Annotated in this window: 28 protein-coding genes, 1 pseudogene and 1 riboswitch; of the genes and pseudogenes, 7 read left to right on the forward strand and 22 right to left on the reverse strand. The window is 51.1% G+C overall.

Translation table 11 applies throughout. From position 1 onward, the window contains the following. Nucleotides 1-289: 289 nt before the first annotated feature. From A3844_RS09440 to A3844_RS09470, 7 genes are all read right to left on the reverse strand, one after another. Complete coding sequence (locus tag A3844_RS09440; RefSeq protein ID WP_074102736.1) at nt 290-2,065, reverse strand: SulP family inorganic anion transporter; 1,776 nt, start codon at nt 2,063-2,065, stop codon at nt 290-292. A gap of 106 nt (nt 2,066-2,171) precedes the next feature. Next, entirely contained in the window at nt 2,172-2,498 is a 327-nt protein-coding gene (locus tag A3844_RS09445; RefSeq protein WP_062522366.1) for an ArsR/SmtB family transcription factor, read from the reverse strand. A gap of 105 nt (nt 2,499-2,603) precedes the next feature. Continuing rightward, nucleotides 2,604-2,981, reverse strand: a complete 378-nt coding sequence (locus A3844_RS09450; RefSeq protein WP_074107275.1) for a hypothetical protein — start codon at nt 2,979-2,981, stop codon at nt 2,604-2,606. A 63-nt stretch (nt 2,982-3,044) separates the two neighbouring features. Continuing rightward, the gene (locus tag A3844_RS09455; protein ID WP_074107276.1) at nt 3,045-4,661 is read right to left on the reverse strand and encodes a phospholipase D-like domain-containing protein; all 1,617 of its coding nucleotides are present in this window, start codon (nt 4,659-4,661) and stop codon (nt 3,045-3,047) included. Nucleotides 4,662-5,019: 358 nt separating this feature from the next. Continuing rightward, nucleotides 5,020-5,325, reverse strand: coding sequence for a putative quinol monooxygenase (locus A3844_RS09460; protein ID WP_074086785.1), 306 nt, complete (start codon nt 5,323-5,325; stop codon nt 5,020-5,022). A 100-nt stretch (nt 5,326-5,425) separates the two neighbouring features. Next, a complete protein-coding gene (locus A3844_RS09465; protein ID WP_074107277.1) occupies nt 5,426-6,061 on the reverse strand; it encodes a nitroreductase family protein in 636 nt (211 codons plus the stop codon). Between the two features lie 40 nt (nt 6,062-6,101). Beyond that, complete coding sequence (locus A3844_RS09470) at nt 6,102-6,530, reverse strand: MarR family winged helix-turn-helix transcriptional regulator (protein WP_074086783.1); 429 nt, start codon at nt 6,528-6,530, stop codon at nt 6,102-6,104. 173 nt (nt 6,531-6,703) lie between these two features. On the opposite strand from A3844_RS09470, the gene A3844_RS09475 reads away from it, so the two are divergent. Continuing rightward, nucleotides 6,704-7,483 carry a carbon-nitrogen family hydrolase gene (locus A3844_RS09475; RefSeq protein WP_074107278.1) on the forward strand — a complete coding sequence of 260 codons (780 nt, stop codon included), beginning with the start codon at nt 6,704-6,706 and terminating at the stop codon, nt 7,481-7,483. A gap of 166 nt (nt 7,484-7,649) precedes the next feature. Here A3844_RS09475 and A3844_RS09480 read toward each other — a convergent pair whose 3' ends face one another. Next, the gene (locus A3844_RS09480; RefSeq protein ID WP_083606778.1) at nt 7,650-8,720 is read right to left on the reverse strand and encodes a lipoate--protein ligase family protein; all 1,071 of its coding nucleotides are present in this window, start codon (nt 8,718-8,720) and stop codon (nt 7,650-7,652) included. 281 nt (nt 8,721-9,001) lie between these two features. Between A3844_RS09480 and A3844_RS09485 the strand changes: the two genes are divergently transcribed. Then, nucleotides 9,002-9,895: a CHAD domain-containing protein gene (locus tag A3844_RS09485; protein ID WP_074107279.1), complete on the forward strand. Its 894-nt coding sequence runs from the start codon at nt 9,002-9,004 to the stop codon at nt 9,893-9,895. Nucleotides 9,896-10,077: 182 nt separating this feature from the next. Here the strand turns inward: A3844_RS09485 and A3844_RS09490 are convergent, their stop codons facing one another. From A3844_RS09490 to A3844_RS09505, 4 genes are all read right to left on the reverse strand, one after another. After that, nucleotides 10,078-10,413: a thioredoxin family protein gene (locus A3844_RS09490; RefSeq protein ID WP_074086780.1), complete on the reverse strand. Its 336-nt coding sequence runs from the start codon at nt 10,411-10,413 to the stop codon at nt 10,078-10,080. 38 nt (nt 10,414-10,451) lie between these two features. Beyond that, entirely contained in the window at nt 10,452-10,814 is a 363-nt protein-coding gene (locus A3844_RS09495) for a MerR family transcriptional regulator (protein WP_074086779.1), read from the reverse strand. Between the two features lie 183 nt (nt 10,815-10,997). Further along, complete coding sequence (locus A3844_RS09500; RefSeq protein WP_074107280.1) at nt 10,998-11,633, reverse strand: ThuA domain-containing protein; 636 nt, start codon at nt 11,631-11,633, stop codon at nt 10,998-11,000. Between the two features lie 36 nt (nt 11,634-11,669). After that, entirely contained in the window at nt 11,670-12,392 is a 723-nt protein-coding gene (locus A3844_RS09505; RefSeq protein WP_074107281.1) for an SDR family NAD(P)-dependent oxidoreductase, read from the reverse strand. A gap of 229 nt (nt 12,393-12,621) precedes the next feature. Here A3844_RS09505 and ytxJ point away from each other — a divergent pair, with 229 nt between their 5' ends. The 3 genes from ytxJ to A3844_RS09520 all read left to right on the forward strand — a co-directional run bounded on the left by ytxJ (nt 12,622) and on the right by A3844_RS09520 (nt 14,287). Continuing rightward, the gene (gene ytxJ / locus A3844_RS09510; RefSeq protein ID WP_074107282.1) at nt 12,622-12,948 is read left to right on the forward strand and encodes a bacillithiol system redox-active protein YtxJ; all 327 of its coding nucleotides are present in this window, start codon (nt 12,622-12,624) and stop codon (nt 12,946-12,948) included. Then, the gene (locus A3844_RS09515; protein WP_074086774.1) at nt 12,945-13,184 is read left to right on the forward strand and encodes a glutaredoxin family protein; all 240 of its coding nucleotides are present in this window, start codon (nt 12,945-12,947) and stop codon (nt 13,182-13,184) included. The genes ytxJ and A3844_RS09515 overlap by 4 nt, the downstream gene beginning before the upstream one ends. A gap of 317 nt (nt 13,185-13,501) precedes the next feature. Continuing rightward, a riboswitch (cyclic di-AMP (ydaO/yuaA leader) is annotated at nt 13,502-13,672 on the forward strand. Nucleotides 13,673-13,843: 171 nt separating this feature from the next. Beyond that, nucleotides 13,844-14,287, forward strand: a complete 444-nt coding sequence (locus A3844_RS09520) for a hypothetical protein (RefSeq protein ID WP_074107283.1) — start codon at nt 13,844-13,846, stop codon at nt 14,285-14,287. A 688-nt stretch (nt 14,288-14,975) separates the two neighbouring features. Here the strand turns inward: A3844_RS09520 and A3844_RS09525 are convergent. Next, nucleotides 14,976-15,188, reverse strand: a complete 213-nt coding sequence (locus tag A3844_RS09525) for a hypothetical protein (RefSeq protein ID WP_074086772.1) — start codon at nt 15,186-15,188, stop codon at nt 14,976-14,978. Nucleotides 15,189-15,638: 450 nt separating this feature from the next. Here A3844_RS09525 and A3844_RS33995 point away from each other — a divergent pair. Then, a pseudogene (locus A3844_RS33995) lies at nt 15,639-15,782 on the forward strand (hypothetical protein); the annotation flags it as partial. A 185-nt stretch (nt 15,783-15,967) separates the two neighbouring features. On the opposite strand, the gene A3844_RS09535 reads toward A3844_RS33995, so the two are convergent. Next, on the reverse strand, nt 15,968-16,321 hold the full coding sequence (locus tag A3844_RS09535) for a hypothetical protein (RefSeq protein ID WP_074107284.1): 354 nt from the start codon (nt 16,319-16,321) through the stop codon (nt 15,968-15,970). On the opposite strand from A3844_RS09535, the gene A3844_RS32760 reads away from it, so the two are divergent. Further along, entirely contained in the window at nt 16,308-16,466 is a 159-nt protein-coding gene (locus A3844_RS32760) for a hypothetical protein (RefSeq protein WP_167374660.1), read from the forward strand. The genes A3844_RS09535 and A3844_RS32760 overlap by 14 nt on opposite strands. Before the next feature lie 84 nt (nt 16,467-16,550). Here A3844_RS32760 and A3844_RS09540 read toward each other — a convergent pair whose 3' ends face one another. From A3844_RS09540 to A3844_RS09575, 8 genes are all read right to left on the reverse strand, one after another. Further along, nucleotides 16,551-17,855 (reverse strand): ABC transporter permease, encoded by a 1,305-nt coding sequence (locus A3844_RS09540; protein ID WP_074107285.1) that lies wholly within the window; start codon nt 17,853-17,855, stop codon nt 16,551-16,553. Next, nucleotides 17,848-18,750: an ABC transporter ATP-binding protein gene (locus A3844_RS09545; RefSeq protein WP_074107286.1), complete on the reverse strand. Its 903-nt coding sequence runs from the start codon at nt 18,748-18,750 to the stop codon at nt 17,848-17,850. Before A3844_RS09545 ends, A3844_RS09540 begins: the two co-directional genes overlap by 8 nt. Before the next feature lie 4 nt (nt 18,751-18,754). After that, a complete protein-coding gene (locus A3844_RS09550; protein WP_074102750.1) occupies nt 18,755-19,687 on the reverse strand; it encodes an ABC transporter ATP-binding protein in 933 nt (310 codons plus the stop codon). Between the two features lie 16 nt (nt 19,688-19,703). After that, nucleotides 19,704-20,099: a GntR family transcriptional regulator gene (locus tag A3844_RS09555; RefSeq protein WP_074102751.1), complete on the reverse strand. Its 396-nt coding sequence runs from the start codon at nt 20,097-20,099 to the stop codon at nt 19,704-19,706. 60 nt (nt 20,100-20,159) lie between these two features. Beyond that, complete coding sequence (locus tag A3844_RS09560) at nt 20,160-20,888, reverse strand: hypothetical protein (protein WP_143192055.1); 729 nt, start codon at nt 20,886-20,888, stop codon at nt 20,160-20,162. A gap of 272 nt (nt 20,889-21,160) precedes the next feature. Further along, nucleotides 21,161-21,628: a DUF420 domain-containing protein gene (locus A3844_RS09565; protein WP_074086762.1), complete on the reverse strand. Its 468-nt coding sequence runs from the start codon at nt 21,626-21,628 to the stop codon at nt 21,161-21,163. A gap of 26 nt (nt 21,629-21,654) precedes the next feature. Further along, entirely contained in the window at nt 21,655-22,581 is a 927-nt protein-coding gene (ctaG, locus tag A3844_RS09570) for a cytochrome c oxidase assembly factor CtaG (RefSeq protein ID WP_074107288.1), read from the reverse strand. 744 nt (nt 22,582-23,325) lie between these two features. After that, the gene (locus A3844_RS09575; RefSeq protein WP_074086760.1) at nt 23,326-23,652 is read right to left on the reverse strand and encodes a cytochrome C oxidase subunit IV family protein; all 327 of its coding nucleotides are present in this window, start codon (nt 23,650-23,652) and stop codon (nt 23,326-23,328) included.

Raw genomic sequence — 23,652 nt, forward strand, 5'->3', positions numbered from 1 at the left:
CTATGTCTTGTACAAATCGGAGTGGCCATAAGCCTGTTCCGGGTAGCGGATTCAAAGGCAGAAATACCTTTGTTTCGGCTCTTTCCACGCGGGTGGCGGATTCAAATGGTCACTACCTTTACTAGCCTATGACCAGTTAGAGCAAGCGGAAAATGAGCACTAACGCAAAGCAGCGCTTCTCCAGGTGAAGGGAGAAGCGCTGCTTTTGAAGGCTATAGAATGAAGCTAAGGCTTCTCTGCCACAGCCTGCCGCTGATGCCAAAAATTATCCGAGCATACTGCTCAGCGGCTACAATTCACCGCTCAGCTTACGTGCTACAGCTGGCACACGCCCTTTGAAGGCACTGCGGCCAGACGTTTCATCCAGTCCGGCAAAGGCTGCGCATTCCCTGAAGGCAGCATGACGGCAGCCCAGACACTTATTATAGTTAATGACCTTAAGCGCATCATTGATTGCCTCTCCGGTATGCTCATAGAACTGCGTTGCTCCGATCTTGTCATACAGCCCGGTCTTCTTAAGCAGCTCGAGCGGCTGAGATTGAATGCCTGAGATCATCAGGCGGCCGCCATCCTCATGCAGCTTCTTCACCAGCCCTGCCAGATTGGCTTCACCGGTGGTGTCGATAAACGGCACCTTGCCCATCCGCAGCAGAATAACCTTTGGCTTATCTGGGCCGAAGCCAGGCATCGTATTCTCGAACCGGTAGGCAGCTCCGAAGAACAGCGGCCCTTCCACATTATAAATACCGATCTGCGGACAGTCATGGCTGTCCGTGACCATATGTGCTTCAACCTTCACTGAGTCCGGATCAGGCAGCACCTTGGACACCAGATGCACCTCGCCCATCCGTTTAACGAACAAGACTACAGCGAGCACCAGTCCAACCTCCACCGCCACGGTTAAATCGGCAAAGACGGTCAACAGAAACGTAATGAACAGCACCAGCGAATCTCCGGTCTTCAGTTTAAGCAAATGAATGAATTCCTTGCGTTCGCTCATATTCCAGGCTACGACCATCAGGATCGGTGCCATCGCGGCTAGCGGAATACTCGATGCATAAGGTGCAAACAGCAGCAGAATAAGAAATACCACTACACCGTGGATCACACCAGACAAGGGGGAAGCGGCTCCGCTCTTGATATTGGTAGCGGTCCGGGCAATTGCACCGGTAGCCGGAATCCCGCCAAACAGAGGGGCAGCAATATTGGCAACCCCCTGTCCGATCAGCTCGCGGTTACTGTTATGACGGCTGCCTGACATGCCGTCTGCCACCACGGCGGACAACAGAGACTCTATCGCTCCGAGCATAGCGATGACAAAGGCAGGTCGCAGCAGCAGCCTAATCCGTTCCCAGGTAATGACCGGGAAGTGGAAGCTCGGCAGTGTATTCGGAATGTCCCCGTAGGCAGAACCAATCGTAGTCACCTTGCCGCTGAAAAACAGTGCAGCTATGAGGGTTGCACAGAGCAGTCCGACCAGTGCCCCTGGCACTTTGGGTGCAAAACGCATCCCCAGTATAAGCACAGCCAGACAAATGGCCGCCGTCAGAATACTGTACAGGTTAATCGTAGAGATATGCAGGCCAATCTCCTTCATGTTGTCCACGAAGCTCTCATGCCGCTTCATATCCTTCAGGCCCAGAAAGTTCGCGATCTGCCCCGTGAAGATAATAACGGCAATCCCTGCGGTGAATCCGATCGTTACAGGCTTGGGGATAAACTTAATCAGCACCCCCAGCCGGAGCAGACCCATGAGGACAAGAATGATCCCGGCCATCATTCCGGCAAGCAGCAGGTTTTCATAGCCATACTGCATGGCAATGGCGAATAAAATAGGAATAAACGCACCCGTAGGTCCGCCGATCTGAAACTTTGAACCGCCAAACAAAGAAATTATAATCCCTGCGACTATGGTTGTATAAATTCCGTACTCAGGCTTCACACCCGAAGCAATAGCAAATGCCATCCCCAGAGGAATGGCAATGACGCCTACGATAACCCCTGAAATGAGATCCTTACGCAGCGAAGCAATATTATAGCCTTTGAAACGGCCCCACCCTGTCATCCTTTAACCTTCTTTTCTCTAAATATCTGATTATTTGAATATAAGAGCAACATTACTCCTGCAAGCCTCGCTTGTCAACGGGTAATCCGCCCCGGGAGGCCCCGGGTTATTCGCTGCGGATCCCTTCCAAAAGGGAGATTGCGTTCACCAGATGATTATCGAATATCTGCTTAGCTACGGCCAGAAGGTCTTTGATCAGGGGATCCCGCAGGGAGTAAATCACCGTCGTGCCTTCTTTTACACTGGCTACTACATTCTTGGCGCGGAGCACGGCAAGCTGCTGGGACACGGCAGACCCTTCGGACCCGAGAATGGCCTGCAGCTCGTTCACATTCTTCTCGCCTTCGCTCAGCAGCTCCAGGATACGAATCCGCATCGGATGAGCCAGCGCCTTAAAAAATTCTGTCTTGAATTGCTGAATATCGCTGTTCATTGAACCTCTGCTCCTCATAGCTTACTTCTTGAATACTATTTATCTTAGCCTATTTAGCCAAGAGTGGCTATGCCAATGGGTTAATTTGATAGACGAATGCCTTATTCACAGAAAGATCGGATACAACCGGATCTCCCGGGTCCTGACTTCCACCAGGCTGCCCAGCGCCATCGGCTCACCAAGGCTTTCGAACATGATTAGCTCTCCGTCCAGCTGCAGACAGCCGGTTCCATCCTCCTCGATATTGTCCAGCACCCCGGTAAGCACCACAATATCGCCTTCCAAACGGATGCCGTGCTCTCCTCCGCCTGCCGGAATGATGTCCACCCAGCGCATAAGCAGTACCGGGATTTCGAATTCTACCTCAGCAAGGTCCCCCGGCTTCACCTGAGCTCCGCACCAGATTCCTCTACCCTCTCCGGCATCCGCTTTAAAAAACACCTCGTCCTTCTTCAGGCCTATCTTTTGTATTATGATATTCATCGCAATGGCTCCATTTGCTAGGATTTACTGCATATTATACATGACATCCGGCCCGCTGCGCGATCAGGTATAATTCCGGGTTGCTGTATTCACATAAGTGCTGGGGTGCATCCACGGGTGCTTGAAGAATTCCCTCTTATCAGTGATTTTGCGTGATACGCTGAGGTCAAAGTCTATCATAGCTTTTACTTTTGCTGCAAAGGCCTCTCCCTTCACCAGCAGCCCCAGCTCGAAATCGTGGCAGGCGCTTCTTTCGTTGATATTATATGAGCCGTGGAACACCGCGTGCGACCTGTGGTCATAGGTGATTTTCCAATGGGAAAAGCGTTCTGTGGCACTGTAGTCATAAAAAGACACCCCATTGCAAAAAGGGACATACATATTGCTGCGCACGGCTGCACGGTTGGTGGGATGGTCATTGACCTCCAGCGGATTGCAGATCGTAAGATGGCAGGAGCGCTCCGGTCCGAGCCCGCCCAGCCGGTCCCAGAAAGCATGGTCAATCAGATACGGGTTCACAATGACCGTCTCATCGGCAGCATACGTGATCAGATCCAGATAATACTGCTGAATCAGATTGACCGGGTTTCCGGGAAAACTCACAAACAGCGTACATTCCTCTGAGCCGAAATCTGTATTGCCTTCAGAACGATACAATGCATCCTCCGGATCATAGAAATCCCCTCCGAGCAGAAGCCATCTGGACTGGAACACGGCATTCAGCGGCAGCGCTGCTGCTCCCCGGATACGAAAACAGCCGTCATGCCACTCCTCCTCACGGACTGGAACGCCCATCGGGCGCCCATCCACCTGTACCGAGGCAGAGGCTTCAATCGGTGTGGCAAACGTATATTGATCTCCAATATTCAGACTGCCCACGATAGAGGTGATCCCGTCGATAATCATGAATTTGCGGTGGTCAATCACATTCAGCCCCGTCAGCTCAACGTCCTCCTGCACTTTATCCTGCAGGAACAGGATGCTCTCAGGTATACCCTGAGCCTTCAATTCAGCCCGTCTCCTACTCCACTCCATAGCAGAATAGTAGGAGTGGAAGGTATCCTGTAGCTTCGCTCCCGCCTGCTCCAGCCGGTCCGAGATTTCCGAGAATCTTCCGACCTCCAGGTTATGTCCATACCCCAGGGCAGTGACAGTGTAATTCACCATCAGCCGGACCTGAACCCCGCGATCCAATGCATGCAGCAGCGCTGCCGCAATCCGGTTGCCTGAATCATCATTAAAAAACAGCATGACGGACAGATGAATATAACGCCGGGCCTTGGCGATTTCCTCAAGAAGCATTTCCAGACACTGCGGGCCGTTCACATAGGCGTCGACCTGGTTATTACGGGTAGTCCGCGGAGCCAGTGCCCGGAGCTTACCCGAATCCAGCCGGCTGACCTCAGCGGCAAGCTGTTCAAGCAGCTCCGTACTGAAACCCGGTAATTCAGTGAGCTGCCTTAACTCTGTGATTACGCCGCCAATTTCCTGCCGGTATGCGCGGGCAGCGCCTCCTTCCAGAGCTGCGGCAATCAATGACGAAACCCGTTCTGACGGGTCAGCAACCGCCCTCAGGGATCCGCCCGAAATATAATAATTCACAAAATCGATAACATCCTGCTGAAGCTCTTGATCCCATTCTCCGAAGGAGATTCTGGCATTAATATGTATATTCTTCATTGGCAAGTCCTCCATCCGTCTTAAGGGGGATCCTATCAGTTCAGGGCCAGCGAACAAATGACAGGTCGAATCAGGCTAAGGTTAGATACCCCGGATCGCCCGTCAATAAACGTACCGTACGTGTTATTTCCTCACCACCCGATTCTATCGGTATAGAGCAAAACCTATAAATGCTTATATTTCGAAACAAACAGGGGAAGTTTCAACAGCCCGTCCGGCTCTTGAAACTTCCCCTTGCTTCAAAGAATGTATTACATTCATTTCAACCCTGTGATCCACTTCACTGAACAGCTCCAACAGGTTAACGGTAACCCGGTGGATGGCTCAAAATGATTCACTGCAGGATTTCATCTTCCGGTTACAGATTATTTGCCGGCCGGTTCTCCGTTATATATTCCTTAAGGTCCAGCGGAGCGGTCAGGAACTCAGGCGCTTTCGCTGCAAATCCGGTCAAATGAGCACTTGTATTATGGCTGGCTACAGCCTCCATATCGCGCCAGGTTTCGATCATGATATAGGTGTTTTCCTGTTCGAAATGATTGTACAGCTCATAAGAAAGGTTGCCTTCTTCTTTATGGGTTGCGGCTAACAGCTGTTTCGCCTCAGCCAGGAATTTTTCCTTATGCGCAGGATTTACTTGCATTACGGCATGAATAATAATCATTGATTAGTCCTCCTAAAAGTTTTGTAAGCATAAACTCAAGTTCTAGCATAGGCTAAGTTTATGTTAGAAACGTGGACTTACATATATGAGCTTACGCCTCTTATTTCCACTGTGCAATGGTGTTGATAGGAAGACGGACGGAGGCGTAACCTTCTTCAGCAGCTTTACCGATGGAGATCAGCATGACTGGAACATAGCGCTCTTTGTCCATACCGAAGACTTCGGCGATCTGGTCTTTCTCGAAGCCGCCAATGGCGTTGGTGTCATAGCCGTGGGCACGTGCAGCCAGCATCAGCTGCATGGAGACGAGGCCACCGTCAATCATGATCGTTTCTCTGTTGATATCTGCAGGCAGTTTCGCGAAATGTGCACCCAGCGCAGCAAGCTGTCTTTCTTTTACGTCCGCAGGCATCAGTCCGCGCTCTACAGCGGTGCCGTAGATTTCTTCGGCATAATCGAAATTGTTCAAATCTCCGAACACGGCAAGCATGGCCGCAGAGGTCTCTACCTGAAGCTGGTTGAACTTGGCGATAGGCGCGAGCTTGGCTTTGCCTTCCGCACTTTCGATCACAAGAAACCGCCAAGGCTGCATGTTCACCGAGGAAGGGGCCAGCGTGGCTTCGGTAAGGATTTCAGTCATTTCTTCTTTCGAAATTTTGACAGATGTGTCGTATTTACGGATGGAGCGGCGGCCTGTGATAATACTTGTGAAATCATTGGTTCTGGTTGCATTCATGAATAATAAACTCCTTTTATAGTTGGATTATAGTTAATGGCTACAGCAAGTTGATATTATGCTGCAGCCGGACAAGCATATCTGCGAGCAGAGCGCGCTCTGGTTCATCAAAACCGGCGAGCAGACTGCCGATGAAGCGGCTCTTCTCTTCCTTGTACGTACGGATTTTGTCTCTTCCCTGCGCAGTCAGCGAGACCAGGGTCACTCTGTTGTCATCGGGATTATTGCGTCGGGAGACCATGCCATTCTCCTCCAGCCCCTTTAAGTGACGGGTGATGGCCGCAGCATCGATGTCTACTTGCTTTTGCAGTGAAATCTGGCTGATCTCAGTAACCTGAAACAGCTCATGAAGCAGACGGAGACGGGTGGGGCTTATGCCCGCACAGCGCTCGAAGGTCGGTGTAATGGCTTTGTTCAGCGCCTGCAGCCGTTCAAAGATGCGGTCTTCCTCAGGCAGATGTTCAGTCAAGATTAACCCCCTAACACAAATAGATTGCACAAAACCTTTTTGACATTCATCACTTTACACCTTTATCCTTGACCCGTCAACTAATAATTTCAATTGGCCTTTCAACTTGCCCCGGCAGCCGCTTACCCGTAGAATCAAAGTGTAGTGCTCGACCCAAAAAGGAGGGCTGTTACATGAAAATCTCCCTGCTTCAGCTCGATATAGCATTTGGCAATCCCCAGGTAAATTATGCTGCCGCAGAACGTAAAATCCGTGAAGCTGCTGCTCAGGGGACGGATTGTGTGGTTCTTCCCGAGCTGTGGACAACCGGATATGATTTAACCCGGCTTGCGGACATTGCCGACCCTGAGGGGAAGGCCACGAAGGCTTTGATGTCAGGACTGGCCCGCGAGCTCGGCATCCATATTGTGGCCGGCTCCGTCGCCAGTAAGAAGGACAACGGCATAACCAACAGCATGTATGTGTTCAGCCGCACCGGAGCGATCGCCGGCGAATACAGCAAGCTGCATCTGTTCCGCCTGATGGATGAGCACTTGTATCTGCATCCTGGAGAAGCCAAGGGTCTGTTCACTCTGAACGGGACAAGCTGCGCCGGACTGATCTGCTACGATATCCGCTTCCCCGAATGGGTCCGCGCCCATACGGCGCTCGGTGCCGAAGTCCTGTTCATCAGTGCCGAATGGCCGCTGCCGCGTCTTGCCCACTGGCGGGCACTGCTGATCAGCCGGGCGATTGAGAATCAATGTTATGTCGTTGCGTGCAACCGTACTGGAAAAGATCCCGCGAACACCTTTGCCGGCCATTCGATGATCATTGATCCCTGGGGCGAGGTGGTCTGCGAAGCTTCGGAGAACGAGGAAATTCTGAGCGGAGAGATTGATGTACATAAGGTGCGGGAGGTTCGTGCGCAGATTCCGGTTTTCTCCGACCGGAGGCCGGAGCTGTATCTTTGATCCGCCAGCCGATTGTACGGGGCACATCCAATTGAACTTTAGACGCAAAAAAGTGCCGCACCTGCTGAATCTATCAGCAGATGCGGCACTTTCTGCTATGCCGGTGATGCTACATTACACCGGCTATAGAGCAAGGCCGGTTCGCTTCGACCGGCCATGACACAGCTTAGCGGGCGTAGCGTTCACGCAGCACCCGCGCCGCCTCCAGTACACGGATATCGGTGTACTGGAGCTTGTACCCTGCGGCCGCCAGCCCGGCCGCAGGCTGAAGCTTGACGCCGCGCCGGGCCAGGGCCTGGCGGAATCCTTCGGCGAATACATCCGCCGAAGCCGGTCCGCCAAGCTCGCCAAGCGCGGCTAGGGTCTGCGGCATGACGCGCGGATAGTCCAGCGCGTCATCGCCATCCGCGGCGGTATCATAGAAGCCGCGGATCAAATGCCCGCGCTCCAGCCCGGAGCCGGAGACGATCACGAACGCGTGCACGAAGTACGCGCTGCTCTGCCTCCGCTGGGCGATGCCGCAGAATTTGCGGCCGCCGATGGCCAGATCGAAGTCGCCCGGGCAATAGGACCCGGCGATCTCGCCTGCCCGAATCTGTGCCGCTGCCTGTGGATGGCTGACCGCAACGGCTTCTGTGATCAGCGAAGCCAGCAGCCGGAAATCATCATGAAAGTCCAGCTTGCCCGGACTTTTGCGGAGCAGCAGCGATACGTTGACGATGCCGGCATCCAGCGGCACAGCCGCGCCGCCGGAGTGCCGCACCGCTGTACGGTAGCTCTGCTCTTCCAGCGCGGCCATGGCTTCAGCTGCCCGCGGCAGCTTGCTGTCCCGCAGGCCCAATGCCACTCCGCCGGGATGGCTCCATAGATGTACAGACGGCGGAACAAGGCCCGCACCCACATCCCTGCAGAGCGTCTCCTCGAACGCGAACGGGAGCAGCATATCTCCGGCAACCGCTTCAACGGGCTCTTGCATCGCCGCGGCTTCTGCTGCATCCGCTATCCTTCCGGAGTCTGCGCTTTCCGGTGATGATTCCCCTGCCGCCAGGTGCTCAAAGAGCGCCATAACCGGCGGGAGCAACCCCGCAGACGGATGCACCTGCTCAGGCTCAGACTCCTGGAACAGGACCTGCCCCTGCTCCTGCACTCGCTCGTACAAATGTCTTTGCTCTACTGCTTGCTCCTGCGCTTGAACCCGCTCTTGCCCTTGCCCCTGCTTTTTGTATTCTCCGCTCATCCATAAACCCTCCCGGTGACCATCGCTTTCCTCTTTCGCGTAATCAAGACATCCACACTTACTGGCTTCCTGCAGACTGCCGTCGAATACTCCGTCTTCCTGTACTATTTTACAATACCGGCAATATTCCCATTGTAACCGATCCGGGGTGCAGCAGCGAAGCTCAGGGCAGCACCTTCATTTGAAAAAGCAGGATGATAGCGTTATCCTTAAGATATATGAAGAGCATTCGTCCCGCCCCAAAGCTCATGCTATACACAACCATTAAGGAGTGATGCCGTATGACTGACCTGCTAACCGTGAAGGAACGGCAAATCAGCAAAGCCAGACAATGGGAGCTGGCGCTGAACAAGCTCTATCTCAATTTCCGTGATTACAGCAAGGATGCGCTGAAGGAGTTCGGCGATGAAGATACCCATCAGGCCAGAGTGAACTGCCGTAAGCTGCTGACGCTATTGTCCATTCTAGATCCGGAGCATCTGGTGACAGCAGATCTGTATAGTACCTTCAAAGAGGCGCAAAAAAGACTCGGCAAGGTTAGAGACGCGGACGTGCTGATTGAATCCTTCAAGGATAGACGGGAGCAAGCGGAGGAAGCCGGAGAAGCCAAATCGGCCAAGCTGCTCAAGGCTGTTATCCAGTACGAGAGGAACGAGCGGAAGAAGTACCGCAAGAAACTGAGCACCAAACTGCCCAAGCTGTGCGGCAAAGCGCTGGATGCCAAATGGGAGGCATTCCTTAGCAGCGATCTCGAGGCACTGGCGGCCAAAAGAGATGCGAATGTTGTCATGCGTGAGCTTGAGGTCGCTTTCGAGCAGAAGAAAAAAGCCTGCAAGACCCTGTTTAAGGGTCCTGAGGCCGAATCCAAAGAAGCCTTCGATGCGCTGCATGAGCTGCGGATTGCCGCCAAGGAATTGCGTTATACCGCCGGTGCCGCTTCCTTTGCGCTCAACCAGAAATTTCACGCCCATGAGGAAATCTACAAAGACATCCAGGAGCAGCTCGGTACTATTAACGATAAACGGGGATGGCTGGAAGTGATCCAATCCATTGGCCGTGATGAGCTGGGGGTCAGCCTTAAGGTATGGACTGAATTCACGGACAAACTCCATGCTGAAGTGCTCGAAGCGCTGCACCATAATGAAGTGGTACCGTTCCCATTGAATGCGAAATAACCGCACTTCGTTCCATTTATAATTTTTCCCACAAGTGGAAACGGCTTCGCCGTCCTTTTAAGGATGGTATCCGTTTCAGCGAGAAATAGAAGGATAATTTATAGCGTGAAACATATAAATTCTTATATTTTAACAAAAAGGCAGGAAGCCAAGCATTATGCGGCTTCCTGCCTTTCCTGCGTTTACCGGCTATTCGCGGCAGCAAATTTGTCCAGCACGCCCTGATAAGCCGATTTCGGGCGCAGTCCTACCAGCTTTTCCATAGGCTGCCCCCCATTGTATACGATCACGGTAGGGAGGCCCATGACTCCCGCTTCTGCAGCCAGCTCCGGCAGCTCATCGCAATTCACTTTGAGGATCGTGATATTGCTGCCATACTCTTCATCCAGTTCCTCCAGAACCGGCAGAAGACCCCGGCAAGGCGCGCACCATGGCGCTCCGTAATCTACCAGCACAGTTCCGCCTTCCTGCAGCTGTCTCCGAACGGTATCGGCGTGCCCGGCATTTATAACAGTCATTGTTAACTCCTCCTTATCAGTCTAAGAATATATTCAGGTTATTCTGATTCCTGCTGCTCCTGCTGTATGGAAGCAATCCGTTCCTCCAAATTCTGCTTGATCTGGTTCAGCTGCAGGAGCTGACGCTCAATATCCTCCAGCTTGCTGCGGTACAGCGGCATCACTTCTGCACAGAAAGCCTCTTTTTTCTTCAGTACACAATTCAAGAAACCGGCGATTTCCTCGGTCGATAAGCCCAGATTCAAATACAGTTTGATCGTCTCCACCGTCTCCACGGACAAGAGCGAATACTCTCGGTATCCATTGGCCTGGCGGAGCGGAGTGATCAAGCCCTGACGTTCATAATATCGCAGAGAACGGATGCTGACACCCGTCCGTGCGGCAAGCTCACCTATTTTCATGGTCTGTTCTCCCCGGGGTTCATGAGAAATGGTCTGTTCTTAGTATAAACCCTAACACCAGTGTCAGGGTCAAGGCTTTTTATCGCCGGGAGCAGCCAAACAACCAAAAAACCAACAGCAGTCTAACGCTTCCGTTGGTTTTTACACTATCCATCCATATGATGTTGTTAAAATGATCAAGGACTACAGTAATCCGGCCGCCCACAGACCGCCCCTTGTAATCATCTGCCGGAACGGCTCTACGGAAAAGGAAGGAAGATGATGGCCCGGCATCAGATACACAACTCGCCCCATCCCGAACTCATGACACCAGGCTGCCGCATGATGGGCCCCCTCGTGGAAATACTCCGCCAGCACCGTCGTTTCAAAATAGGGCTGCATGTCAAAATAATACGGCTCGTCCTCGATGACAAAGTCGGTAATCCCCTGCATGATCGGATGGCCTGTTGCCGGAACTGTCATGTGAAGCTCAGTATAGGCCGGATGATGCGTGAAATGCGCTCCCAGCATCACACCCAGCTCCTGGTTACGCTGCAGTGAGATCCCATTGTGCACTACGAGCAGTCCGCCGCCGTTAGCTACATAGGAGAGCAGTGCCCCGCTCTGTTCAGGAGCTATTTTGTTGTCCGAAAATTCTGTATACGCTATCACAAGCTTGTAAGCCGATAGGCTGTCCGGACTGAGCAATGAGTAATCTTCCGTGGATTTCACGTCCAGCTTCCCGGTAAATAACTCCTCAAACACGTGGTCCACCCCGGAGAACGGATGATATTTAACCTCTGTATAGCTTCCCAGCGCCAGTGCCTTCCATTCTGTCATCTTTTATCTACGCCTTTCTCTTAGCGAGAGTTGTTCTTACCAGGGCCAAGGATTGCCGTCCAGATCAAGATAAGCCGGTTCCATGCCCATATGCGTCTTATGCTCCTGCACGATTCCCATAATTTTGCGGGCGGATTCTTCAGGGGGAATAGGGGCTGCCTCATTCTTGTCACCGTTCATGTAGGACTGGAGCCAACCCGGATGAAAAACCATCACCTGGCCGCCCATGACCCGCAGATGATTGTGCAGTAAAGAGGACTGCATATTAAGTGCCGCCTTGGACATACAATAACCGTACATGTTAATCCGCTGATTGCGGCTGATGCTGCCGGCTTCAGAGGAGATGTTCACAATTAGCTTTTGCTTGCCTTGCAGCAGGAGGCCCATCAGCGAATTGCTCACCCGCAGAGAGCCAAGCGTATTCACATTATAAATGCGTGCCATCGCGGTGTCATCCATATCTACCAGCATGGTGGCATCATCCGCACGGTCAATAATTCCAGCATTGTTGATGATCATATCCAGATGCCCTGTGCGTCCTGCAATAGTTCGTGCCGCGCACTTTACGCTGTCGCTGCTGCCGATGTCCATCGGAACCAGAACTAGCTGTTCTTTATATTTTGTATTGAGTATTTCCAACGCTTCCGATTCTTCCAGGTACTGCCCGGCAAAAACCTTATATTTATTCTCCAGAAGCCAACGCACAAGGAAAAACCCGAGTCCCCGGTCGGCACCGGTAACACAAGCAGCCTTTTTCATGGAATGGGTCACTCCCTCTTATCAGACATCAATATACATAAATCGCCATATCCCCTACACCTTAGCATGGGAATTGTCATTATTCAACGTCCTCTGCTGGACTATTCTGCTAATGCATTCCCTGCTGATTCTTCCTTTTGATTTAATTTTGAACTATGTTACAATCAGGAATATCATTGTTAACAACCGAATTGTTAGCAAAATAAACTACCAGGAGGGTGAACCCCTAATGTCCATACAACAAATCCGCAGTCTTGATGAATTGCATCAATACATTGCACAACCCGGTAAAAAACTGCTCTTCAAGCACAGTACCACCTGCCCGATCAGCGCCAAGGCGAATGAAGAATTCCAGGCTTATGTCCAGAGCTCCGGAACTCCCGCTGCTGTGGTTCATGTGATTGAAGACCGTCCGGTCTCCAACCAGATTGCCGAAGATTTCGGCATCAAGCATGAGTCCCCGCAAATCTTCCTGCTGGAAGATGGTGAAGTCCGGTGGAACACCTCCCACTGGAAAATCACCCGCGATGCCCTCAAGGAAGCTGTGAGCCAATGAGCCAACCTGTAATCATTTATTCTACAGCCAACTGCAGTGACTGCAATCAGGTGAAACAGCTGATGAAGGAGCAGGACATTCCTTTTGAGGTACGGGATGTAATGACCAGCACGGTTTATCAGGAAGAAGTTGAGAAGCTGGGCTTCATGGGCGTTCCTGTTACAGTAGCCGGGGCACATGTCGTCAAAGGGTTCAATCTGCCCGAGCTGAAGGAGCTTATCGCAGCTACGAAATAAATATGCCGGAACGCTGGCAGGAGAATGCCGCGTACGGATTCATTGGTTTAACTTGAACAAAAGGGTATCCGGGAGCTGTTTGCCCCTGAATACCCTTTTTGTCTTGCCTAAGGAATGACCCGTATTTTGAGGCAGAAATAAAAACAGGCGTGCGAATGAGATAATGGGCCGATATGCAGTAAGATATATGGTTTTATCTGTTTATTTCCTTCGAATTATCCGATTTCAACGTGAAATTGGCGCAGCAACTCCCTTTTCCTTTTTTACAAAGACCTCCCCGAAGCAGTATGATTCGTTTTGAAAGTAATTCATGAAAAATTACATGAACGCTGAATTCCCGGCACACGGGAAACGGGGGAACCACCGGGCCACAAGGCCTTATTGGGGTGAATCCTAAGGAGACTGCAGAAGTGCGGTCTCACAAGGTAGGGCGACTCTCACCGTCCGAATCCGACAGCTAACCTCGTAAGCGTATAGAGAGAGATCTTAACCCGCCAAGCTTAAGCGCCAGGTTTATTTAAGCCTGTACCGAAGCCGCAGCAGAGGTTCTCCTCTGCTGCGGCTTTTTTGCGGAAATTAGTGAGGTAACGGGGTTTCGCCGGGAGAGCGGCCGGGGCTAGGTGAAAAGTAGTATATCTAATCCGGGGAGGAATACAGGAATGGAATCGCGCATGTCGGTTTCCGCATCCGAATTTGCGGAATATGTTGAGAAGTATAGCGGAAATATCTTTACGCTCTGCAGGTTGCTGCTGGGACAGGGTTCTGAAGCGGAGGAGGCTGCCGTGAAGAGCTTCACAGAGCTGTATATACCTTATCTCCGAAAGGGCTGCGACCCGCAGAGCTTCTCTCTTCTGGCCTACCGCGAATGCATCCGGCATTGCTTCCGGATTGCACAAGGCCGTAAGGCCAGCAGTACAGCTTGTCTCTCCTGGGAGGACCAGCTTGTGCATGCGCTCCGGTATGGCTTGCGGCTCCCCTTGGCGGAGATCAGTCCGATCCTCATGAAAAGCATGCCAGAGCTTAAGGCACAGCTCCGGCAAATGCGTGAACTACTGGCAGGACATGAAGCTGCACTGCCGAAATCCAGTTTATCTGCCGGCTAAAGTGAACAGCACTGTAGGCCAAAACGGATTTGCAGTCCTGTACAGAGAGCCTATGCTGCTGAAGCAGCGATACAGAGTATCGCTTAAGGTACCGTCCAGAATGAGAGGTATTTCTACCTCTCATTCTGCCCGCTAGCCCGGTTATGGCGCGACCAGAGGTATTTCTACCTCTCATTCCGCCCGCTAGCCTGTTTATGGCGCAACCAGAGGTATTTCTACCTCTCATTCCGCCCACTAGCCTGTTTATGGCGCGACCAGAGGTATTTCTACCTCTCATTCTGCCCGCTAGCCTGATTATGGCGCGACCAGAGGTATTTCTACCTCTCATTCCGCCCGCTAGCCCGTTTATGGCGCGACCAGAGGTATTTCTACCTCTCATTCCGCCCGCTAGCCCGTTTATGGCGCGACCAGAGGTATTTCTACCTCTCATTCCGCCGATTTCCCTGCCTACACTCAATTCAAAGGTACTTAAGTGGGTTAAACTTCAAATCACGGCCAACCCTATGAATCACGGTAATGACACCCACTTCTTATTGCTCCCTCTGGCTTTACCATCTATTGAATCACTTCGTTTCTTCCGTTTATCCCTCTCACTTTTCAATCGGAGTTTCCATAGTTTTAGACATAAATAATTTCTTAAGCCGCAAAAAAGCCGTGGCAACCAGCCACGGCTTCTATTCCGTTTTTATTATTTTTTGCCTTTTTTGCTATTCTTGTCTTTTGTGCCTTTGCCGCCCTTGGCGAATCTCAAGAATGCCATGCAGCACCCTAATAATCCGATACCCAGTAATAACGTCTGTAGCGCACCCAGCCAGGTTGAACCTTCTGAATCAATCAGGCTGCTGAGGATAATCAACAGGATCGAAGCCGCTACCATCAAGGGCGTTTGTCTTTTTTTCATCAACATTACCACTCCTTACTTACTAAGGTACACCATACGGCATGATTCCGCCAGATGAACAGATAACGAATGCCGGAGACTGGTGTTTTCTATACGGTATGTTTTTCAAAACTTTGTAAGTTTGTCAGCCACCGATTCATTGGGCATTGGGTCCGATCAATCAAGACCTTGAAGATTGCTCCCAAGGGTCTTGGTAAATTATAGAGGAATAAATACAAGCACTGAAAGGAATTGTGCGAACAGGGGTCTTGAGAAAATCTCATACGGGGATAGTGAGCATTTCTTCTTAGCCGCCCGATTCATTCGGCACTGGGTGGGATAAAAAGAAAGACCTTAAGGATTATGCCCCCAAGGTCTGATTCTATTATTGGAACTGTTTTAGAAAATCATGTACCCAGTCAATGTTGGAATTGTAATAGCCTTGGGTAGTCTCCCAATACTGGCGTTGCTGAAACGACAGCCACAGGTATCGTAGCTGAGGTATGTTCATTCACTCGATTTGGAAATGCGAAGACCTTTATGGGTTATACGGGTTTAGTTTGTCATAGGTATACTCCATATCCTGCAAATCATTTTAAGAAAGTGTGCTTTTAACCCGGTTTATTATCATAGCTGTATGATTCAACCACACTGTCTGTTGAAGTCTCTATACAATTTATTTCATCATAGGTAATCTCATTCCAGGCTGGTCGCTACGGAAAAAAAATCTTGCTGACCCTTGAAAGACTACCTTACGTATAACGGACGAGAAGTAGTTGAATCATAAGCACAATGTAACTTTAAAAGTTTATTATAGTTAAAACTGGGTCGAAGCGTTCTTTTTGGTTATTAATCCATAATTCTTCAACATCTGAGCCCCCAACATTTATACCCAAAAAAGAAGGATCAAAAAATATCTCTTGCTTATTCAGTAATACTAATTTTAGAGCATCACATACTATGCCCTCTGTGTTTTCCCTCATGTTAAATAACACGATCTCGAAGACTTTACAGATGATCGCATGGAGCAAGCAAAGTGAAGCGTCAACTGCATTGGCTACTGCTGACACCACAACTCTTTCACCGAAACTTACAGAAGCGCTGAATGAAGTTATTTCCGGCACAAAGGGGGAAGAAGTGTTGAGCAGATTCATTCGTCAATATTCCAGCAAGGACTTGGGGCATAACCGGCAATTAATTGCACTGCTGATTGGCAGCGAACAACCTGAACTGGCTTTCGAACTGGCGACACTGGTTTGGCAGAGCAATCCATTTTTTATTACATTTCGAATACCTTAACGCAAAAAAACCTCAAAAGGCCTAGGCCCTTCAAGGTTTTTAACAAATACTGCTACTTGTTCTCAATGACTGCGCTTATTCCGCTTAAATCTTGTAAGCCTTCATCGCTTTTCTGATCTCTTTGATGCTTGGGCGTTTGCCGTACATCAGCACACCGGTACGGTAGATCTTGGCGGCGAGCCAGCCCAGTCCAAATGTGGTTGCGAGCAAGATGATGAGTGATACAGCAATCTCCCAAAAGGCAACGTCCCCTATACCGATGCGCAGCAGCATGCTGAGCGGTGAAGTGATGGGCACAAAGCTTGCCACCTTGATAAGCATGGTATTAGGAGCTGAGATGCTGAACAACGGAATGTAGAAGGCCACAAAGGTACACATCATTACCGGCATCACAGCCTGGCCCAGATCCTCCGTGCGGCTCACAATGGAGCCTACAGCAGCATACATCAGAGCATACAGGAAGAAGCCCAGCACATAAAGGATTAGTCCGTATATGAGAATACCGTAATTTAATTGTCCAAGATCCAGGTCAAAATCAGACAATATGCTGGCGTTATGCGGAAGCATCAGATTGATGGCGATACTTGCCGAGATAACGGCAATCTGCATCAAGCCGACCAGGAAGATCCCGATCACCTTGCCGAACATTTGCGTTAGCGGTGAAGCACTGGTAATCAGAATCTCCATGATACGGGAGCTTTTCTCCGAGGTGACTTCTGCCGAAATCATATTCCCGGTCATGGTAATCGACATGAAGAAGAGGATCAGAAGCACATAGACGATAACATAATTGATAGCTGGCTTTGATTTATCTGCTGCTCCGCTGTCCGTTCCATCCGTACTGAGCTGCTGGGTTCCGATAGACACCGGCGCGAACATCGCCGCTACCTGTGCTTGAGTCAGCTTATCACCTACGATCAGCTTTGTATTGATCTGTTGCAGGGCAGTCTGAAGGTAAGTCTGCAAATCTCCATCCAGTTCTCCGTCCTTACTATGGTAGGTTACTGGAGGGACGCCTTCCGTGCCTTTGGCATCAAAGGTAAGGTAGCCTTCGATTTTCTCGTCGTCCAATCCCTGCTTCAGGGCAGCATCATCCGCCGAGGCAAAAGCCTTAAAAGACACAGTGTCCTTATCTTTATCTGCATCAGCTTTCGGAGTTGCAGGCGGCGCATACGCCAGCAGGAGCTCAGCGGCACGGTTCCCCTGTTCAGCCACTACACCGATCTGTGTATTCTTCGCTCCATTATCACCTTGAAACACTTTGATGAGGTATGGCACGTTCATCCCGATGCTCAGCAGCAGCACCAGAATTAATGTTGTAATCATGAAGGATTTGGTTCTCACTTTGTTTTTAAAGGTAAAGCTAATAATTGTCCCCATCTTATTCATGAGATTCACCCACCGCTCTGATAAAGATTTGGTTCAAGGTTGGTTCCTTGATTTCAAAATGCTCAATTTCATTGGCCGACATCGCATGCTGGAGAATACGCTGTGCTGCACCAATCTCGCTGATGGAGAGCACATAACCCCGCTCCTGCTTCTGCACCGCGCTAACTCCAGGAATCAGATCCAGGCCGCTTACTTCGCCCACCGTCCGCAGCACAACTTCTTCGCGCGGGTAACCCTTTTTGATCTCACGAATATCCCCTTGCACTACTGTATTGGAACGGTCGAGAATTGTGATATTGCGGCACAGCTCTTCCACATGCTCCATCCGGTGGGTGGAGAACAGAATGCTTGTACCTTGGTCACGCAACTCCCTTACAGTATCCTTAAGCAGTTCCACGTTGACCGGATCCAGGCCGCTGAAAGCCTCGTCGAGGACCAGAATTTGCGGTTTGTGGACAACTGCGGCGATGAAGCCCATTTTTTGCTGATTGCCCTTCGACAGCTCTTCAATCTTCTTATTGTAATAATCCGGAACGTCGAAGCGGTCCAGCCAGAAGCGGAGGCTCTTGTCCGCATCACTGGCCGACATACCGCGCAGCCGGGCCAGATAGATAATCTGATCACTAACCTTAACCTTCGGGTACAGCCCGCGTTCCTCCGGGAGGTATCCCATCAGATGCTGCAGTTCATCACTGAACGTTTTGCCATTATAGAGGATCTTTCCCTCATCGGGATAGATCAGTCCAAGCACCATGCGCATCGTCGTTGTTTTGCCGGCGCCGTTGGCTCCGAGCAGTCCATAAATCTCACCTTGCTCCACCTTCAGGCTGATTCCGTTTACTGCGGTCTTCTCTCCATACTGCTTCACTACCTGTTCCAGCTTCAAAGCTTCCATTCTTCTAATCCCCTCTCTCCTGGTCAATCAGAATCGGGCGATGCCCCTGTGTCCATAAGCTTAAGATCTCATCCAGCTCGAGCATCCGGCTCTTAATAACCTTTACGCCTAAATTCTGCATGCGTTTCTCATTTTGCTGAGCTTGCGGGGTAATGAGTGAAGCCACACCCGGTGTCTGCATATCAAAATGCAATGCTCCCGGCAACTCCCCTGCAAGCTCCCTCAGCTCCTCTTCATTCTCCACCTGGACCCAAAGCTCGCTCCAGGAGCCGAACAGACTATCCTTTTCGGCCATTCCGAGCAGGCTCCCTTGATGCATCAGCACGATATAATCTGCGAGCCGCCGCACTTCTTCAATAATGTGGGTGGAGATCACCACGGTAGCACCGGTAGCATCCATATATTTGCGCAGCGTCTCAACCATAGCCTTCCAGGCGAAAGGGTCCAGCCCCGAGGAGGGTTCATCCAGCAGGAGCAGCTGTGGGCGGGGTGCCAGAGCGGCAGCAATCTCGAACTTACGGCGCTCTCCCTTGGACATCTTCCCCAGCTTCGCACCTTGCGGCACTTCAAATTTCGCCAGCAGTTCCTCGAAATATTCCTGGTCCCAATCCGGATACCAGTGTCGGCGGAATTCAGCAGCCTCTCCGGCACTCCAGAACTTCTCTTCCACTTCTGAGGTTTCTGGCACGTAGGCTATACGCTGGCGAAGCGACAGCGGCAACCCGTCCGGATAAAGCTGCCCTAGCCAGCGGATCTCTCCCTCGTCGGGAAATGTCAGCTGCAGAAGCATGTGCAGCAGTGTGCTTTTTCCGGACCCATTCTGTCCCACCAGTGCGGTAATATAGCCTTGCGGGAGCTTCAGATCAAGCGGTCCTATCGTCTTGCCCCGCCGTCGCTTCTTGCTCACATTACGCAGCTCTATGGCCTGCTGTACCATTGAAAGTCCCCACCTTTCATTCCTGTGATCCATATTTGTGCTTTACAATTTCCCGAAACAGTTCCATCAGCTCCGCTTCAGAGCATTGTACGGACAAGCCGACATCCACTGCACTCTCCAGTGCTTTGCGGATGGCTTCCTTCTTGTATCCCTCCATCGCTCCTTCACCCACATGGGAGACAAAGGTACCTGTACCCTGTCTGGTACGCAGCAGACCCTCGGCCTCCAGATCCTGATAGACACGGCGCACAGTGATTACGCTGCATTTCAGGTCACCGGCAAATTCCCGGATCGACGGCAGAAGTGTACCCTCGGTGATGGTTCCGCTGATAATCAGCGATTTGAGCTGGGTTTCGATCTGGTGGTACAGCGGCTCAGCGCTATTCTCGTTAATTTGTATCGGTATCCACATGATTCACACCCGCTTTCCACGCTCCGGCCACCCGGAGATCCTCCCTATCCTTCAGTCCCCTCATACGAGATCACGGCTCTTCAGCCGATAGATGGTCCATTTGGAAAACAGCTGCACGGATACGGTTCCCAGCAACAGCGTTGACCACATCAACGGGGAGGCTAAGCCCCATTCCTTCGCATTTTGTAAGCTGTAGAGGAACAGATTCCCTCCGAACTCCCAGACCAGCAGGGCCGCACCCATGCACAGCAACACGATGAGCAGGAGAAGACAGAAATATATTTTACCGCTAACCAGCAATTCAATGAAAGTGTACAGCCCCGACATCACAAGTGCGAACCCTGTCCAAATTAATGCAAAGGAGAGATAAGCAGGGATAGTCAACTCGCTTCGAATCTGTCCGCTCATGGCATAAATAAGGCCGAAGAGGAGCACCCCGTTCAGAGAAAGGGAGAAGAGGGTATGCAGCTTTCTCTTACACAGAATCACAGCCACCGGAACCGGGAGACTGCGCATATAAGCGAGCATCCGGGTATACGAGTCCTCACTTAAATACTTCATCGTACGCCTGGAGAAAGTGACGCCAAGCATTGGCGTCATTGACAGCAGCAGGATATCTGCCAGCACCTTCCCGTCCCCCGACTCCAGTACATCATCCAGAATCATTCCGCTAAATATGGAAATATAGCCCATAAAAACAATGGCAAAGGCCAGTGCCCACAACAGCTTCAGTTTATCGGCCCGAAAGTCCCCCCGGACAATAATCAAGGCATCTCTTATCGTTGTCATCAACTTTAACCTCACTTTATGTTCAGTAACATGGTGTGCATCAATTATCATCTGAGTGTGCTTCCTGTGTGCTTCCTGTGTGCTTACTGTGTATATCTATATACACAGTATATGTCCTTCATTTTCCAGTGTCAACCCAAAGTTATAAACTGTCTGCTTCCGAATTTGAACAAGATTTGCTACCTTCCGTTCATAAAGGCGGTAAACCACATCAAAAAGGCCTGTACCCTGCATTCCTACGAAGGATGCAGCGGTACAGGCCGATTCTTACTTCAATTAAAACCCCAAATGGCATCCCATACAGGCTTCGTATGTCCGCCAGGATAAAATATGTACAGCAGCACATATACCGCTACTCCTGTAATGGCTGTAATGAACCAGATCACTGCGGTCACTCTGCCCCATTTCCGGTGCTTGGCATACTGAGCCTTGAAGCCGAGAGTAAGCGTGGTAATTCCAAATACGGCTGCCACCGTTGCCAGCACAATATGAAAAATCAGAAAAATGTGGTACAACAGCGACAGACTATTCGGACCACCCCACGAAGTATTGCCTACAAACACCGTTCTTGACATATATACGATGAAAAACAGTACAGCAGCGACAGCGGCGGCAATCATCGTCTTCTTGTGCGCTTCGCGTTTACCTTTAATAATTTGTCTCCAGCCAATAGCTACCAGCACCGCACTGATCACGATGAAAGATGTGCTGATCGTCGGAAACACTGTAAAAATATCCATGATTATCCTCCTCGGTGCTCTACCTGCTATACCCGGGTCAAAACATGCTCTTCCAGCTCGGAAGAGGGCGCGGAGACTTCCGCATCGTCTTGCCCGTTCTCTTTTTTATACCAATGATAGAACACATAAGCAAGCATCGAGGCAAAAATAAATTCCTGAATGAACTTCATGGCGATCCCGCCCACCTGCTGATCCACCTTAGGCGACAGCCAGCCGAAGAAGGCCGGACCGCCAAAAGCCTGCAGCAGTGCTGCTGGACTCCCGGACACACAGTACCCCATCGCCCGCGCCCAGGTCTGCGGATCACTATAAGTGGCATATAACGGCGCTCCCGCAAATATGATCAGTCCGCAAGCCGGGGTCAGCAGTACCATGTTCAGAAAGATAAACCCGATCTGGCCCAGTCCGCTTAAGCTCCGCAGCTCCGGCAGCGGATTGATCAGATTCCACCACATGAGTGCGGAGGTCAGGAAGAGTACCGCATAGTAAATCCGGTGCACCGTAAAATGCAGCATGACATAATCATGAATCACGGGGATATGATAGAGCGAAAATAGTCCGTTGAACAGCAGCGCGGCCAACACGGGCTGAGCCAGAAAGGATAACCGCCGCAGCGGAAGAGGAACTGCCTTCAGCAGAGCTCTCCAGGCCCAATCCGGAATGCCCAGCATGATCAACGGTACCGCCACCAGATAAGAGAAAGCCATGCTCACCATGTGAAAAGAGAACAAAATATGCCCCAGCAGGCTGAGCGGTCCACCCTGGGCCAGATACAGCGCCAGCATACCAAAGATGAACGAGAGCCGCCGCCATAGCGGAACTGTAGATGAACCCGGAAAGCGCCCGGCAAGCGGACCTATCCCTACAAAGTAGCCGGCTGACAAAAGCAGCATGACCGCAAGAAACAGCGGACTCCACAGCTCGGTAAAGCTGAAAAAGGATAATCCCGGCATGTTTCAGGCCTCCTCGTACAGGATATTTGATGGGACAAAGGTTGGAAAGCGTAGTTGAAGCGCTGACCGGATGGAAGGCCTGAGACTCACTGAGCCTGATTCGGTCACTACCTTAGAGGGCGGAACCTGAGGCGGTACGTTACCCGGTGTGGTGAGGACCGAGGCGGTACGCTACCCGGTATGGTGAGGACCGAGGCGGTACGCTACCCGGTATGGTGAGGACCGAGGCGGTACGCTACCCGGTATGGTGAGGACCGAGGCGGTACGCTACCCGGGAGGGCGGAACCTATGGAGGTACGCTACCCGGTGTGGTGAGGACCGAGGCGGTACGCCTACCTTCCCCACGTCTGCGTTTGCAAAGTGGAATGTGTACAACTAATCCGAATGCAAACCCGTTGTTGACACTGCTAAGTGGAATTTGTACAACTAATTCGGTTAAAACCATACTCCTTCGCAGTTTTCAGCCAAATTAAGTTTACTTTTTCCCACTAATAGTCGGTTTCACCCCTAAACGGGAGAATTAACTCTACTTTTTCCAACTAAACCCAATTCCAGCCCTAGTAACGAGAATTATGTTTATTTCATCTCGCTCCCGCTAACTCCTTTTACCACCAGCAAATTAGTTAGTGAAGTAACCCGCGCCGCTCTAACCTCCTCACTGAGCCTCCATACTCACCCTTATTTCTCATTCAGCAGCGTCCGCTCTTCTTATAGCAAAAAAGGCGGCATCGCCGCCCTGTCTCATTAATCCCACCATACCCAGTACAGCGCCATCACGATGCAGGTTCCGGCAATAAAAAAGCCGCCCAGCATGAATATAATCGGCAGCAAGTGCCCTTTATCCTTGAGATGCATCCAAAAGCCCATCTGCAGGATGACCTGAAACACGGCCATCACCAGCAACAGGATCACGGCAAATGTAGCGTTGACGCCTCCGGCGGCAACAGCCGCAAAGGCAATCAGCGTCAGGACAACAGAGAGGACAAACACCACGATATGCCGCTGCGGCCCTTCCTGCCGGTGACGGTGCTTCACTGCACCATCCGAAGGGGAATGCTGTTCTGTCGCCAT

Origin of the sequence: Paenibacillus helianthi (assembly GCF_001909055.1) — a bacterium.
GTDB lineage: Bacteria > Bacillota > Bacilli > Paenibacillales > Paenibacillaceae > Paenibacillus_AQ > Paenibacillus_AQ helianthi.